General features: G+C 67.4%; 14 protein-coding genes and 1 pseudogene. 3 read left to right on the top strand and 12 right to left on the bottom strand.

Annotation, left to right across the window (positions count from 1 at the left end; all coding sequences use genetic code 11):
- From JMF90_RS04665 to JMF90_RS04640, 6 genes and pseudogenes are all read right to left on the bottom strand, one after another.
- A pseudogene (locus JMF90_RS04665) lies at positions 1-157 on the bottom strand (3-dehydroquinate synthase); the annotation flags it as partial.
- Complete coding sequence (gene aroK / locus JMF90_RS04660) at positions 154-708, bottom strand: shikimate kinase AroK (RefSeq protein ID WP_054928286.1); 555 nt, start codon at positions 706-708, stop codon at positions 154-156. The gene aroK and the pseudogene JMF90_RS04665, both read right to left, overlap by 4 nt.
- 40 nt (positions 709-748) lie before the next feature.
- On the bottom strand, positions 749-2,380 hold the full coding sequence (locus JMF90_RS04655) for a type IV pilus secretin PilQ (RefSeq protein ID WP_054928285.1): 1,632 nt from the start codon (positions 2,378-2,380) through the stop codon (positions 749-751).
- Positions 2,377-3,243 (bottom strand): hypothetical protein, encoded by an 867-nt coding sequence (locus JMF90_RS04650; RefSeq protein WP_054928284.1) that lies wholly within the window; start codon positions 3,241-3,243, stop codon positions 2,377-2,379. Before JMF90_RS04650 ends, JMF90_RS04655 begins: the two co-directional genes overlap by 4 nt.
- The gene (locus JMF90_RS04645; protein WP_011546631.1) at positions 3,240-3,884 is read right to left on the bottom strand and encodes a hypothetical protein; all 645 of its coding nucleotides are present in this window, start codon (positions 3,882-3,884) and stop codon (positions 3,240-3,242) included. Before JMF90_RS04645 ends, JMF90_RS04650 begins: the two co-directional genes overlap by 4 nt.
- Complete coding sequence (locus JMF90_RS04640; RefSeq protein WP_011546632.1) at positions 3,884-4,807, bottom strand: competence protein ComA; 924 nt, start codon at positions 4,805-4,807, stop codon at positions 3,884-3,886. The genes JMF90_RS04645 and JMF90_RS04640 overlap by 1 nt, the downstream gene beginning before the upstream one ends.
- A gap of 220 nt (positions 4,808-5,027) precedes the next feature.
- Between JMF90_RS04640 and JMF90_RS04635 the strand changes: the two genes are divergently transcribed.
- A complete protein-coding gene (locus JMF90_RS04635) occupies positions 5,028-7,421 on the top strand; it encodes a penicillin-binding protein 1A (RefSeq protein ID WP_027809236.1) in 2,394 nt (797 codons plus the stop codon).
- 81 nt (positions 7,422-7,502) lie between these two features.
- Here JMF90_RS04635 and cyaY read toward each other — a convergent pair whose 3' ends face one another.
- Entirely contained in the window at positions 7,503-7,829 is a 327-nt protein-coding gene (gene cyaY / locus JMF90_RS04630) for an iron donor protein CyaY (RefSeq protein ID WP_011546634.1), read from the bottom strand.
- Between the two features lie 36 nt (positions 7,830-7,865).
- Here cyaY and JMF90_RS04625 point away from each other — a divergent pair, with 36 nt between their 5' ends.
- The gene (locus JMF90_RS04625) at positions 7,866-8,144 is read left to right on the top strand and encodes a lipoprotein (RefSeq protein WP_054928283.1); all 279 of its coding nucleotides are present in this window, start codon (positions 7,866-7,868) and stop codon (positions 8,142-8,144) included.
- A 94-nt stretch (positions 8,145-8,238) separates the two neighbouring features.
- Here the strand turns inward: JMF90_RS04625 and msrQ are convergent, their stop codons facing one another.
- The 5 genes from msrQ to JMF90_RS04600 form a co-directional block, all read right to left on the bottom strand.
- The gene (msrQ, locus tag JMF90_RS04620) at positions 8,239-8,925 is read right to left on the bottom strand and encodes a protein-methionine-sulfoxide reductase heme-binding subunit MsrQ (protein ID WP_175809233.1); all 687 of its coding nucleotides are present in this window, start codon (positions 8,923-8,925) and stop codon (positions 8,239-8,241) included.
- A gap of 20 nt (positions 8,926-8,945) precedes the next feature.
- The gene (msrP, locus tag JMF90_RS04615; protein ID WP_175809230.1) at positions 8,946-9,941 is read right to left on the bottom strand and encodes a protein-methionine-sulfoxide reductase catalytic subunit MsrP; all 996 of its coding nucleotides are present in this window, start codon (positions 9,939-9,941) and stop codon (positions 8,946-8,948) included.
- A 159-nt stretch (positions 9,942-10,100) separates the two neighbouring features.
- Entirely contained in the window at positions 10,101-11,291 is a 1,191-nt protein-coding gene (gene ccsB, locus JMF90_RS04610; protein ID WP_175809228.1) for a c-type cytochrome biogenesis protein CcsB, read from the bottom strand.
- A 4-nt stretch (positions 11,292-11,295) separates the two neighbouring features.
- Positions 11,296-13,509 carry a cytochrome c biogenesis protein ResB gene (locus JMF90_RS04605; RefSeq protein ID WP_175809226.1) on the bottom strand — a complete coding sequence of 738 codons (2,214 nt, stop codon included), beginning with the start codon at positions 13,507-13,509 and terminating at the stop codon, positions 11,296-11,298.
- A gap of 222 nt (positions 13,510-13,731) precedes the next feature.
- Positions 13,732-14,385 carry a cytochrome c gene (locus JMF90_RS04600; RefSeq protein WP_011546640.1) on the bottom strand — a complete coding sequence of 218 codons (654 nt, stop codon included), beginning with the start codon at positions 14,383-14,385 and terminating at the stop codon, positions 13,732-13,734.
- Positions 14,386-14,599: 214 nt separating this feature from the next.
- On the opposite strand from JMF90_RS04600, the gene yihA reads away from it, so the two are divergent.
- Positions 14,600-15,259, top strand: a complete 660-nt coding sequence (gene yihA / locus JMF90_RS04595; protein ID WP_006477171.1) for a ribosome biogenesis GTP-binding protein YihA/YsxC — start codon at positions 14,600-14,602, stop codon at positions 15,257-15,259.
- Positions 15,260-15,344 lie beyond the last annotated feature (85 nt).

Here is a 15,344-nt window from a genome sequence, read left to right as displayed (position 1 = left end):
GCGCGTCGCCATAGAGCGGATCGACCGTCGTGTTCGTGACGATCGTGACGGACGAACCCTTGATGTGGGGCGCGAACAGCTCGGTGCGGCCGATCAGGCCGGCGCCAATATGAATCGGATAGGCGCGGTCGCCCAGATCGACGTTGACAGTAATCATGCTTGTAGCGGCTTGGCGATGACGCCGGCCAGTTCGAGTTGCATCAGCACCATGTTGACGAGACCGTTGACCGACGGACGGCCGGTCTCGATGACGAAATCCGCGCATTCGCGGTACAGCGGGTCGCGCGCTTCGTACAGCGCTTCGAGACGCCCCTTCGGATCTTCCGTCTGCAACAGCGGGCGGTTCTTGTCCTTGCGCGTGCGCAGCCACAGATCGTGCGGATTGGCGCGCAGGTAGACGACGATGCCGTTGGCTTTCAGGCTGTCGCGATTTTCCGGGCGCAGCACCGCGCCGCCGCCCGTCGCGAGCACGATGTTCTCGCGCTGCGCGAGATCGGCGATCACCTGCGTTTCGCGATCGCGAAACCCGGCCTCGCCCTCCAGCTCGAAGATCACCGGAATGCGCGCGCCCGTGCGGGCCTCGATTTCGTGGTCGGAGTCGAAGAACGTCCTGTCGAGACGACGCGCGACCGCACGGCCCACGGTGGTCTTACCCGCTCCCATAAGGCCGACGAAAAATACGTTTGCATGTGGGTCCCGCGCTTGCAACGGCTTCCTCTGCTTCAATCTTGCTGGTGTGTGGCGCAGCTTACTGGCAAAGCGGCTGCCTTGTCGAGCCTGCGCCGGCGGCTTCCGGCCCCGTTTCCTCGGCATCCGCGTCGCCCGCGCCCGGTGCGCCGCAACGCGCATCGACGACGGTCGGCGTGATGAAAACGACCAGTTCGTTGCGCTGGTCGCGCTGCGCGCGGTGCCGGAAAAGCGCGCCCAGAATCGGTATTTTGCCCAAGAGCGGCACCCGCGTCACATCGTTCCGGTTCAGTTGCTCATAGATGCCGCCGATCGCGACCGTCCCGCCATTCTCGACCTCGACACGCGTTTGCACATGCTTCGTATGGATGGCGGGGCCGGCTCCGGTCGGCTCGCCGACGCTGTCCTTCGTCACGTCGAGATCGAGCACCACGCGCCCGTCCGGCGTGATCTGTGGCTCGACTTCGAGCTTGAGCGTCGCGCGGCGGAACTGCACACCGCTCATGCCGTTGCCGACCTTCGCCTGGTACGGCAGCTCGGAACCCTGTTCGACGATGGCCTTGACGCGATCGGCCGTCACCACCCGCGGACGCGAAACGATCTGGCCCCGTCCCTGCGCCTCGAGCGCGCTCAGTTCGATGTCGAGTACGCGGCTGAGTGGCGCGGCGAACAGCGTGAAACCGGCGGTCGCCGCGTCGAACCCGCCCAGCGGCCGCGCGGCAAGGTCGAGCGCGTTGCGTGCGTTCGCCGTGAAGGACGCGCCTTCGGCCGCTGGCGGCCGCCCCTGCGCACGCAGCGCGACGCGGGCCCCGAGGTTGCGCGAGAAACCCTGCTCGCCTTCGACGATGCGGGCCTCGATCCGGACCTGCCGCGACGGCCGGTCGATCGCATCGATCAGGCCCGCGATCTGCGTGATGCGCGGCGCGAGATCGGTGACGAACAGCAGGTTCGTGCGGGGATCGGCCGCAGCAGCACCGCGCTTCGACAGCAGACGCTGGCCGGTCGCGCCGGCCAGCAGCCGTTGCACGTCCTGCGCGCGCGGATAGTGCAGCACGAACGTACGGCTAGCGAGTGGCTCCAGATCGGCGGCCCGCGCATGCATTTCGAAGCGCTCGCGTTCGCGCGCGGCCAGCTCGGCCGCCGGTGTCACCCAGATCACGTTGCCGCGCCGGGACATCGCGAGCCCGTGCGTGTCGAGCAGCGTGTCGAACGCCTCGCGCCAGCGGACATTATTCAGACGTAACGTCACCGTGCCGCGCACCTGCTCGCCGACGACGATATTGAGCCCCGTGAACCGCGCGATCGCGTCGAATGCGGCCGCGAGCCCGACACCCTGCAGATTCAGCGAGATCCGCCGCGCGTCGTCCGCATCGCCCGGTTGCCGGGCCGCCGCGTCGCTCATCCGGGCCGGCGGCGCCAACGGGATCGGCGGCCCCTCCAGCGTGGGGGTCGTTGCGGCGGTTTCCGTCGGCAGTGCCGTGCGCGCCGCCTGATCGAATGGCGGCGGGCCGGCGTCCTGCGCTACCGCACCGTCCCCGCCGTCGGCCACGCGCAGCGGCTGCGGCAAGTCCGGCACCGACACATCCGTCGCCCCGGCGGGCCAGACCGCGGGCAGCGGCGGCAACGACGCGCCGGCGTCGGCCGCCGTCACGCCGGCCCAGATGGCAAATAGCCAACAGCCGTGTTTCGTCATGGCCGGCCTCCGTCGTCCAGGACGAGCCGCTGCGCTCCGTCCGCCGTCGCAAGCGTCACGGCCGCGCGCTCGACGCGCACCACGCGCGCGGCCCCGAGCAGGTCGCCAGGCGCGACGGCGGTGAACGCGCCATCGCCGTCGTCGAACAACGCGAGACCGGCGCGCGCGTCGCGAATCGTGCCGGCAAGGCGCGCCGTGTGCCCCGCCGCTTCGGCCGGGCCAGCCTCGCCGAACGGATCTGCGTCGGGCGCCGCCGCGCGAACCGGCGTGTTGTCCGGAGCAGCCGTTGTCGCCGGCAGCGCCGGAAACACGTCGACGGACATGTCCACCCGCGCCGCCGCCATGCCACGCTCGATACGCAGCGCCGTCGGTACCGCCAGCACCGGGAAGCGCGCGAGCCCGCCAACCATGTGCAGCAGCGCGCGAAAACCGCCATCCGCGGCGATGTGCACGGTGCGCCGGCCATCCGGTTCCGCGCCATCGGCGCGCTGCGGTTCGATCGATACGCCGCGCAGCCCGCTCGACGCGGCGAGATCGGCCAGTTCCAGCATCAGTGCCGCCCATTCCGGCGCATGCGGCGAATGATCGTCGCGCGTCGACGCACGATGTCCGTCGCGTCGTTGTCCCGCGGCAGCGAGCATACGCTGCGCGTCGGCCGCGCGCGCCTGCGCTGCGGCGAGCAACGCGCGACTATGGGTCAGCCCGCTCCAGTCGGCGGCATTCGCCAGATGAATGCCGCCAGCCAGCACGGCCACGAATGCCAGTACACACCCCGTGGCATGCACGGCCGCCGGCGACACGCGCGGCAGGCCGCCCGACCCGGCGCCTCCGCGCAGCGCCGGCCGATGCACGAGCGCGGTCATGCGCCACCTCCCGATACCGTCCGCGACGACATCGCGTCGTGCCAGCGCAACTGCACCGAGAACCGGAACGGCATCCAGGCCGTGGCAGCCGGCGCGTCCGAGGCAGGCTTCAACGTCTCTATATCGATCCGCCAGTCGCGCTGCTCGCGCGCCATCGCGGCGAGCCACCGCGCAGCTGCCCGGTAACTCGCGGCACGTGCATCGAGCACGGCGCCGGTCGACGTCATGCGCAGCGCGTCGAGCCGGATATGATCGGCACGCACCTGCATGAGGGTCGCGAGCAACCCTGCCACGCGCCGGTAGGGCGCGGCCAGCGCAGCCGCTTGCGCGTCGCGCTGCGCGACGGCGGCAGCGGCATTGGCGGCGCGTGTCGCAGCCGCCACCTGGGGCTGCAACTGCCGCAGCCGCGTCTCCACGCTGGCACGCTCGGCGTCCACCCGCCACCGCGACAACCCGGCAGCGCCCGTCCACAGGCCGGCGCCGAGCACGCCGAGCAGGATCGCGACACCGCACTGCGCGACCCGGCGACGCCGCAACGCCTGCGCCAATCGCTCGCGGTACGGCAGCAGGTTGAAGTCGCCGAGTACCGCCTGCCCGGGCGCAACCGCCGCGGCCCCGCTCGCCGCCACGTGACCGGCCATCATTCCCACACCCCGCGCAACGCCAGCCCGAATGCGACGGCAAACGCCGGGCCGCCCGGCATGCCGGCGCGCGCGCACGGCTGGCCGTCCCACCCCGTGCAGTCGAACGGCACCACCGCCGTGCCGAGCACATCGCCAATCTCGGCGACGGACGTGTCGAAGCGGGCGATACATCGCTCGTCCCCGGCGACGAATACGCAACCCACGGCTCCGAGCACGCGCCGGCGCAATGCATCGGGAAGCGCTTCCGGCAACGTACCGGACAGGGTGAGCACCGAGACAGCCGACCGGCCCTCGATGCGCCAGCCGCGCACGCCCGCGTCACAGAACCACAGCACGGCGTAGGCACCCTGCGCGTCGAGTTCGAACTGCGCGGCATAGTGCAGCGCGCGCAGCACGGCAACCGACTCGCCGTCGATCACCGTCAGGTCGATACCGGCCTGGGCGGCCACGTCGATCCGCCGTTCGAGCAGCGCCAGCGGCGCCACCGCCACCGCGATCTCGCCGGACCGCACGCCGCCGTAATGCCGCCAGTCGAACGCCAGACTATCCGGCGCCAGCCCCGAAATGCGTTCGGCCGCTTGCCGCGCGGCGTCCGGGATGTCGCCGCGCCCGGCCAGATCGAGCGTCGCGGTACGCATCTCGTCATCGTGCAGCGCCATCACGCCGCGCACGTCGCACTGCACATCAGACGCCGATAGCCGTGACACGGCGGCCGCCAGCGACCGCGCGACGGCTGCCCAACGCGCGTCTTCCGGCCCGCCCGCCAACCCGACCGGCTCCCGCTCGAGCCCCTCGACGCGCACGTTCGCGCACTTGCCGCGCCGGCTCACCACGGCCACCCTCACCTCGTGCGCACCGACGTCGATTCCCGTCGACCGGTACCTGCCCTGTGCAAACCGTGCCACCCATCGTCCTGCCATCCCAGCCTCCCGAGATCGTCGCGGCCCACGCCGCGTTTCCGAGACCTGATTCTGCAAAGCGATGCGTGCGGCCGACAGTCGGCCAAACGGCCAGCATCTGCTCGCGGCGGCCGCGCACGGACTTATGCTGACGGCACGCCGACCGCGGCTTTCCGACGGGCGGCCCCCGCGTCAGGACCGGTCTTACCGGGCAGCTATAATCGCGGGACTGTTTTCCGGTATGCCTATGCAATCCACGACTCCTACGTCCCCGCCTCCCGCCCCGGAGCCGAAGAAGCGGCCCTGGTGGCAAAAAGTCCTGCTCGGCTTCGCCGCGATGTGCGTGGCCCTCGTCGTGGCCGGCGGCCTCGTGCTCGGCTACGCGCTCGTCGTGGCCTGGCCGAACATGCCGTCGCTCGACGCGCTGACCGACTACCGCCCGAAGGTGCCGCTGCGCATCTATACGTCCGATCATGTGCTGATCGGCGAATTCGGCGAGGAGCGCCGCGACGTCGTCCATTTCAAGGACGTGCCCGACTCGCTGAAGAAGGCGATCCTCGCGATCGAGGACGCACGCTTCTACGATCACGGCGGCGTCGACCTCACCGGCATCATCCGCGCCGGCTTCGTCGCGCTGACGAACGGCCACGCGTCGCAGGGCGCGAGCACGATCACGATGCAGGTCGCGCGCAACTTCTTCCTGTCGAGCGAGAAGACCTACACGCGCAAGATCTACGAGATGCTGCTCGCGTACCGGATCGAGCGCGCGCTGACGAAGGATCAGATTCTCGAGGTCTACATGAATCAGATCTATCTCGGCCAGCGCGCGTACGGCTTCGCGAGCGCCGCGCGGGTCTATTTCGGCAAGGACCTGAAGGACATCACGCTCGCGGAAGCCGCAATGCTCGCGGGGCTGCCGAAGGCGCCGTCCGCGTATAACCCGGTCGTCAACCCGAAGCGCGCGAAGGTGCGCCAGGAATACATCCTGCAGCGGATGCTCGAGCTGAACTTCATCACGCGCGAGCAGTACGACGAAGCCGCCGCGCAGCCGCTCGTCGTCAAGGGGCCGGGCCGCGATTTCAGCGTGCACGCCGAGTACGTCGCGGAAATGGTCAGACAGATGATGTACGCGCAGTATCGCGAGGAAACCTACACGCGCGGCTTCAACGTCGTCACGACGATCGATTCCGCGGACCAGCAGGTCGCGTACACCGCGCTGCGCAAGGGCATCATGGATTACGAGCGCCGCCACGGCTATCGCGGGCCGGAAGGCTTCATCGAGCTGCCGGCCGGCGCCGACGATCGCGAACAGGCGATCGACGACGCGCTGCTCGAGCATCCCGACAACGGCGAACTGATCGCCGCGGTCGTGACGGCCGCGAGCCCGCGCCAGATCACGGTGGCGTTCATCGACGGCAGCACGGCGACGATCGAGGGCGACAACCTGCGCTTCGCGTCGGGCGCGCTGTCGGCCAACGCGCAGCCGAACCGCCGCATCCGCCCGGGTGCGATCGTCCGCGTCGTGAAGAACGACGCCGGCAAATGGTCGATCACGCAGTTGCCGCAGGTCGAAGGCGCGTTCCTGTCGATCGTCCCGCAGGACGGGGCGATCCGCTCGCTCGTCGGCGGCTTCGACTACAACAAGAACAAGTTCAACCACGTCACGCAGGCGTGGCGGCAACCGGGTTCGTCGTTCAAGCCGTTCATCTACTCGGCGTCGCTCGACAAGGGCCTCGGGCCGGCGACCGTGATCAACGACGGCCCGCTGTATTTCAGCGCCGCGGAAACGGGCGGCCAGCCGTGGGAGCCGAAGAACTACGGCGGCGGCTTCGAGGGCCCGATGTCGATGCGCACCGCGCTGCAGCGCTCGCGCAACCTCGTGTCGATCCGGATTCTCAACAACATCGGCACGAAATACGCGCAGCAATACATCACGCGCTTCGGCTTCGACGCCGATCGCCATCCGGCCTACCTGCCGATGGCGCTCGGCGCCGGCCAGGTCACGCCGCTGCAGATGGCCGGCGCGTACTCGGTCTTCGCGAACGGCGGCTATCGCGTCAATCCGTACCTGATCGCCGAGGTCACCGATCCGAACGGCGCGATCGTCGCGCGCGCGCAGCCGCTCGTCGCGGAGCAGAACGCGCCGCGCGCGATCGACGCACGCAACGCCTACGTGATGAACAGCCTGCTGCAGAGTGTCGCGCAGCGCGGCACGGGTGCCCGGACCAACGTGCTCAAGCGCACCGACCTCGCGGGCAAGACCGGCACGACGAACGACTCGCACGACGCGTGGTTCGCCGGCTACCAGCACACGCTCGCCGCAATCGCGTGGATCGGCTACGACAATCCGCGCAGCCTCGGCGATCGCGAAACCGGCGGCGGCCTGTCGCTGCCGGTCTGGATCGAGTACATGGGTGCGGCGCTGAAGGGCGTGCCCGAGTTCAAGCCGACGGTGCCGGACGGTGTCGAATCGCTCGGCGGCGAACTGTACTTCACCGAGTTCACGCCGGGGCACGGCTTCGTGTCGACGGTCGGCGTGCCGCAGGCGCCGGCCGCGCAAAACGTCGACGAGGCCGTGCCGCACGTCGACGAGCAGGAAAAGCAGGACATCATGAACCTGTTCCGCGGCCACTGACGCGCGGCCCGGCCATGAAAAAAGCGCCCCGCGGGGCGCTTTTTCTTTGGGCACGACGCGCGGAGCGCCGCGCCCCGGCCGTCACGCGCTGAACGTGATCGGCAGGCCAGCCTGCTGGGTCGCGTACTCGGTGAGCGCCGAGAAGAACTCGGTACCAGTGCGCGTATCGCGCCATTCGCCGTCGATGAAACGGTAGTGGAATCCGCCTGCCTTCGCGGCGATCCACACTTCCTTCATCGGCGGCTGCAGGTTGACGATGATCTTCGAGCCGTTCTCGAACGTCAGCGTCAGCACGCTGCCGTTGCGCTCCAGATCGATGTCGTGATCGCCGTCGTTCGCGACGTCCACGGTACGCTCGACGGCCGCCAGCACGGCCTCGGCACGGGCCAGGTATTCAGTATCGGACATGCTAAACTCTATCGGTTAAATTGTTCAGGGACGATCATGCGAGTCGTTTTCCGGATGAGCGCGATTGTAGCGGCTTTGGCGATTCTTGCCGGCTGCGGTCAAAGCGGCGCGCTCTATCTGCCCACCGTGCCTCCGATGCCCAAGCCGATCCAGCCGCAGAACACGCCGCCATCGGATGTGAAACCGACCGACGAAAACGCGTCGTCCGACGAGACGCCCGATACGTCCGGCTCGCCGCTCATGCTGTCGCCCGAGCTGTCGAGCAGCGCCTCGACCCTGCCCGCTCCGGCATCGGGCCCGACCGCCACGAAGTAACGACGCGAGGCCGCCCGCGCGGCGCGCGAAACGAGGCGATGACTTCCCGGTCATCGCCTTTTGTTTTTCCAGGGCGTTTTTCCGGGCCGCGCCGTCACGCGCGCACGCGCCGCCATCCCCACGCAACCAGCCGCCAGCCGAGCAGCACGGCGACGATCGCCGCGTAGAACTTCGGCTGCGCGACGTTGTGCTTGCCGGCGCGCATCCACCAGAAGTGCAGCACGCCGAATAGCGCGATCGCATAGATCGCGCTGTGCAGCGTCGCCCAGTGGCGGCCGAGCCTGCGCACCATCGCGCGCGGCGACGTCGCGGCAAGCGGGATCAGCAGCACGAACGCAGCGAAGCCGACCGTGATGAACGGGCGCTTGCCGACGTCCTTCAGGATCGCGACGACGTCGAACCACTTGTCGAACCACAGGTAGGTCGTGAAATGCAGCGTCGCGTAAAAGAACGCGAACAGCCCGATCATCCGGCGAAAGCGCAACAGCGGCGCGAAACCCGTCATGCGCCTGACCGGCGTGACGGCAAGCGTGACGCACAACAGGACGAGCGTCCACAGGCCCGTCGAGCGCGTGATGAACTCGATCGGGTTTGCACCGAGCCGGTCGGTCAGCCCGAACAGCACGAGGCGCGCGAGCGGATAGAGGCCGGCCGCGAACACCAGCACCTTGGCCGGTGCGAGCCAGCGCGGCGCGGCGGGCCGGCTCCCTCCCGCGCGCGCCCCTCGCGCGGCCGGCCCGGTGCTGGCGGCACGCGCAGGCGTGAGCGTCGAAGGAGGCATGTCGTTTCTCACGGTCACGCTCAGAAATTCCTCTTCAGGTCCATGCCCTGATACATCGACGCGACCAGATCGCCGTAGCCGTTGAACATCAGCGTCTTGCGCTTCGGCGTGAAGAAGCCGTCCTCGCCGATGCGCCGCTCGGTGGCCTGGCTCCAGCGCGGATGATCGACGTTCGGGTTCACGTTCGAATAAAAACCGTACTCGTTCGCCGCATACGTGTTCCAGCTCGTCTTCGGCTGCTTGTCGACGAAGCGGATCTTCACGAGCGACTTCGCACTCTTGAAGCCGTACTTCCACGGCACGACGATCCGCACCGGCGCGCCATTCTGGTTCGGCAGCACCTGCCCGTAGACGCCCATCGTCAGCAGCGTCAGCGGATTCATCGCCTCGTCCATCCGCAGCCCTTCCGAATACGGCCAGTCGAGCACCGGCGTCGACAGGCCGGGCATCTGCGACGGATCGGCCAGCGTGATGAACTGCACGTATTTCGCGTTGCCGGTCGGCTGCACGCGCTTGATCAGCTCGGACAGCGGCACGCCGATCCACGGGATCACCATCGACCAGCCCTCGACGCAGCGCAGCCGGTACACGCGCTCCTCGAGCGGCGCGAGCTTCAGCAGCTCGTCGAGATCGAACACCTTCGGGTGCTGCACCTCGCCCTCGACGCTCACCCGCCACGGGCGCGACCGCAGCGTGCCGGCGTTCTGCGCCGGGTCGCTCTTGTCGGTGCCGAATTCGTAGAAGTTGTTGTAGGACGTGATGTCCTTGAACGGCGTCACCTTGTCGATGGCGACGAATTTCGGATTGGTTTTTGCCGCGAGCTTCGCCGCCCGCGGGTCGGGTGACGCATACGCGGCGAGCGCCGCGCCGCTGGTGCCGAACAGGCCGCCCGCCGCCGCGAGGCCGGCGGCCTGCAACACGCGCCGCCGGCTCTCGAATACCGCGCGCGGCGTGATCTCGCTCGACGCGATATCCGCGCCGGTCAGTACGTTACGCAAAGGGCGTTTGATCCACATCGTGCAGCTCCTCCCGCATGCGCGGCGCGCATGCTTCATCAGCGTTCGACCCGGCCCGTCACGCGCCGTTCGACGCCCGGTTCGCCCGCCCGTTACAAAACAAAACCGCCGGGCACGCAGTGCACCGGCGGTCTGATAGTCGGACGAGCAACGGAAATCTTACAGTTTGCCGTAGCTGTGCAGCCCGGACAGGAACATGTTGACGCCGAGGAACGCGAACGTCGTGACCAGCAGGCCGGTGAGCGCCCACCATGCGGCCACCGCGCCGCGCAGGCCCTTCATCAGCCGCATGTGCAGCCACGCCGCGTAGTTCAGCCACACGATCAGCGCCCAGGTTTCCTTCGGGTCCCAGCTCCAGTAGCCGCCCCACGCTTCGGCCGCCCACAGCGCGCCGAGGATCGTCGCGATCGTGAAGAACGCGAAACCGACCGCGATCGACTTGTACATCACGTCGTCGAGCACTTCGAGCGTCGGCAGGCGATCGGCGAGGATGCCGCGTTCCTTCATCAGGTACGCGACCGACACCATCGCCGACAGCGCGAAGCTGCCGTAGCCGATGAAGTTCGCCGGCACGTGGATCTTCATCCACCAGCTTTGCAGCGCCGGCACGAGCGGCTGGATCTGCTGCGCATCGCGCGCGACCGAGTACCACATCAGGAAGCCGACCGCCGCGCTGATGACCAGCAGCACGAACGCGCCGAGCGAACGCGTACCGTAGTGGCCCTCGTAATACAGATAAAGCAGCGCGGTGATCAGGCTGAACAGGACGAACACTTCATACAGGTTCGACACGGGGATATGCCCGACGTCCGCACCGATCAGGTAGGACTCGTACCAGCGCACCATCAACCCCGTGAAGCCCATCAGCACGGCAACCCATGTAAGCTTCTGGCCGATCGCGGCGCCCGTTTCGGAGCGCGCGAGCAGGCCGATCCAGTAGAAGACCGTCGCGAGCACGAACAACGCGCTCATCCACAGGATCGCCGACTGGCTCGACAGGAAGTACTTGAGGAAGAACGCCGAATCGGCGCGGGCGAGATCGCCCTGGTAGATCTGGATCGACAGCAGCGATAGAACGGCGATCGACGCCATCATCAGCCGCGCCGGCTTCCAGCGCCAGCCGAGCGCGACGAGCGCCGGCACGGTGCCGATCATCACCGCCTTGTCGTAATAATCCATGTGCGCGTTGTAGTGCACGAGCGCATAACCCGCGCCCGCCACCAGCGCCAGTGCGAACAGCCAGTCGAACAGCGACAGGCGCGCGAGGAACGGCCGCTCGTCGAACAACGGCGACGATGCCGGCGCCGGAGCCGACGCCGTACGGGAAGAGGAAACTTGCGTGAGATCCATGATGTTACCGGGTGGAATTCTCGGAATCGGAACCGCCGCCGGCAGGCGGGCGGGCCGTCGAAGCCGCACCGGCGGGCGCGGCGTCGCGAGGTGCGGCGCGCAAGGCGGCGCCGGCCGCGTCGCGCGTCTGCACGAATTCTTTCTCGAAATCGAAGGTCTTGCGGGCCGTGGACATTGCCATCACCACATCGACGCCCGAACCGGCGTCCTTCAGCCAGAACCAGAGTCGCCGCTCGCGCACGTAGAACATCGAGAAGATGCCGGCGACCAGCAGCAGGCTGCCAAGATACACCAGATTCTTGCCGGGTGCGCGCGTCAACTGAAATACCGAAGCTTGCACCTGCTTGAATGAGTCAAGCTGCAAATAGACCGGCGATCCATACAAGAAGCTGTCGGATAGCGCGTTGATCGCGTTCTGCACGAAGCGGATCGTGTCGGTGCCCTGCTGCGCGGCCGGCTCGCCGGCACGCTCGCGCGCAATCTGCCAAACCTCCCACATCGAGCCCTCGAGCATTCGCAGCAGCAGGCTCGCGGCCTTCTCCTGCTCGCCCTTCGGCACCGAGCGGTCGATGAAGGTCGCCACCGCCTGGAAGCCGCCGACCGGCTGGCCGTCCGCCCCGCGGCCGATGCTGTCGTCGCTCGCCGCAAAGAGGGTCAGCACCTTCGAGGCGCTGTCCTGCAGACGGCCGCGCAGCGACGCGTCGCCCGGCAGCGAGCGCTGCGCGAAGCGTGCGGCGGCTTCGGTACGCACCGCCGGGTCCTCGAGCGCGGCCCGCAGGCGCATCCATTCGCCGATCGAATCCTGGCTGTCGGCCGGGATCCGCATGTAGCGGAACGGATCGTTCGGGCTCGCGCGCACGCCGGCGAGGAACACGCGCTCGCCATTCATGTCGACGGGCAGCATGTAGTTGTTGAATTCGCGCGCCTGGCCATCCTTGCCGCGAATCTTGTACTGCACCGACGGGCCGATGTTGTGGAGCTGCGTCGGCTTCGACGTCTTCGCGCCCGAGCCGAGCCGCTCGTCGAACACTTCCTTCAGCGAGCTGGTCGTCGCGACGCCGCGTACGTCCGGCTTGCCTTTCGCGTCGGCCATGTTCTCGACGTTGATCGCACGGAAGTCGGAGAACTCGATCGTGTCGCCGTCGGCGCCCAGAACCTGCAGTGGCGCCGAGCTGCCGATCGTGCCCTTCACCGGGACGGTCGCCGCCTGGCTGCCGGTCATTGGATAGGCCGTCATCTGCATCTGCGAGCCGCCGTCCTGGAAGCTCGACTGGTAGATCGACACGCCCTTGTACGTGAACGGCTTGTTGACCTCGACCCGCGCCGGGATCTTGCGGCCGGTCTCGCGATCGATCACGACGATGTCGCTCGCGAACAGCTTCGGCATGCCCGTCGTGTAGTAATCGACGATGAACTTGTCGAGCTGGATCGAGAACGGCAGATCCTGGATCAGCGAGCCGCTCGGCTGGTTCAGGATCGCGGTCGACACGAACTGGCCCTCCGGCACCCACGCATAGCCGCGGAACGTCGGGTTCGACGCGGACAGGCGATGGTCGGGCGAAATCTCGCTGATCGTCGCGCTCGTGTTGACCGGGCTCTTGCCGAATATCCACATCTGGAATTTGATCGGCAGGTTGCTGTCGAGCAGGCCGCCGATACAGATCACGACGATCGCGAGGTGTGCGGAAATGTAGCCCCACTTGGTCATCGCGCCGCGCTTCGCGGAAATCAGCGTCGCGCCGTCGGTTTCACGCACGACATGCTTGTAGCCGGCCTTCGTGACGAATGTGGCGAGCGCCGCCGCGACGCTCGCGCGCGTGCCGGATGCCGTGTACTCCGCCTTGTGGTGGAATGCGCGCAGACTGCCTTCGCGGACCTTGTCCTTCCAGCTCTTCGCATCGGCGAGCATCTTCGGCGCGTTGCGGATCACGCACAGCGAGATCGACACGACGAGAAAGATCAGGATCAGCATGAACCACCACGCGCTGTACACGGTGTACAGGCTGAGCGAGCGGAAGATGTCCGCCCAGAACGGCCCGAACTGGTTCACGTAGTTCGGATACGGATCGTCCTGGGTCAGGACCGTGCCGATGATGCTCGCGATCGACAGCACCACCAGCAACGCGATCGCGAAACGCATCGAGCTCAGCAGCTCCACCGCACGTTTCGACGCACCCTGACTCGACTTCGACTGCAACCCCGACGTGGTAACGCTCATTCAAACTCCGACTAAGGGGAAACAGCCCCCACGCTCACTATGTTCGGCTCGGGAGGCGCAGCCCCCCCAATCGCCCGCAAGCCGCGCCATCCCGGCTCGGCTCGGCGCGCGCCGACAAAAAAGAAGGGCGAGGCAACCGCAACGACGCGGCGCCCCACCCTTTTCTTGTTCTGACTCCGGCCGCCCTTCGGGCGCCCGGTCATTCCGTTCGCGGCTGACCGCTCAACGCAGGCCCGCGATGTAATCCGCGACGGCCTTGATCTCGGTATCCGACAGCCGCGACGCGATCTGATGCATCGCCTCGTTGTTGTTGCGCGCGCCGGCACCCTGCTGGAACGCGGTCAACTGCGCGACCGTGTAATCGGCCCATTGCCCCGACAAACGCGGATACTGGACCGGGATACCCTGCCCCGTCGGCCCGTGGCAGCTCGCGCAGGCAGGTACGCCCTTCTCCGCGATGCCGCCGCGATAGATCTTCTGGCCGACCGGCACGGTCGCCGCATCGCGAGCGGTACCGAGCTTCGTCGTCTGCGACCCGTAGTACGCGGCGACGTTGCGCATGTCGTCCGCGCTCAACGCGCTCGCGAATCCGACCATCACCGCGTTGTTACGCACCGGCCCCTTCGCGCCCGGCTGCGTCTTGAAGTCGTTCAACTGCTTGACCAGATATTCGGGATGCTGGCCGGCGAGCTTCGGGAAACTGCCCGACGCGCTGTTGCCGTCGGCGCCGTGACACGACGCGCAGACCTGCCCGGCAATCGCCTTGCCGCGGTCCAGATCCGGCTTGGCCGCATCTGCCGCATTTGCCTCCGCTACGAAACCTACGAACCCTGCTGCAACCTGAAGCACCATCAGAGACTTGCACAGTCGATTCATTCGCACACCCTGTTTCGTCTTGTGGGAATTTGAGGTTCTGCAAAAAACGACGGCGTTCAGTCTACCGCAGAAGCCACATAAAAGCGCGAGGCAGGCGCCCGGTGGCCTTCGGTAAAACCGCCGTATTGTACAATATCGTGCTGAAAGCCCCCGCGCCTATCGGGGCTACCCCGCCTCCACCAAGCGGCTCGCGCCGCCCGTCCTTCCGGTTCCCATGGCCTTTCTGCTCCATCAAGCCCGCTTCTACACGACCGTCAACCATCTGCGCGACCTGCCGCCGACGGTTCAGCCGGAAATCGCGTTCGCGGGCCGCTCGAATGCCGGCAAGTCGACGGCAATCAACGTGCTGTGCAACCAGAAGCGGCTGGCCTTCGCGTCGAAGACGCCCGGCCGCACGCAGCATATCAACTACTTCTCCGTCGGCCCGGCCGCCGAGCCCGTCGCGAACCTCGTCGACCTGCCCGGCTACGGCTACGCGGAAGTGCCCGGTGCCGCCAAGGCGCACTGGGAAATGCTGCTGTCGTCCTATCTCGCGACGCGCTCGCAGCTCTGCGGCCTGATCCTGATGATGGATTCACGCCGTCCGCTGACCGATCTCGATCGACGGATGATCGAGTGGTTCGCGCCGACCGGCAAGCCGATCCACACGCTGCTGACGAAGTGCGACAAATTGACGCGCCAGGAAAGCATCAATGCGCTGCGCAACACGCAGAAGGGGCTCGACGCGTATCGCGACCAGGGCGTGAAGGGCAAGCTGACGGTCCAGCTGTTCTCGGCGCTGAAGCGTACGGGGCTCGACGAGGCCCATGAACTGATCGAGAGCTGGCTGCGGCCGTCCGTCGCCGACGAAAAAAGCGAGCCTGTAGCACAATGAGCGGGCAACGCGCGGCTGGGATCGGCTGTGCGCACCTGACGGCACCTGCGGATTCGGCCGGCTCATAAAAAAACCCGCCGTTGAA

It is taken from the genome of Burkholderia sp. E168m23 (assembly GCF_016586125.1).
GTDB classification, from domain to species: Bacteria; Pseudomonadota; Gammaproteobacteria; order Burkholderiales; family Burkholderiaceae; genus Burkholderia; species Burkholderia orbicola.
Note: the sequence above shows the minus strand (reverse complement) of the source record. Positions and strands in the feature narration are given on the sequence as shown.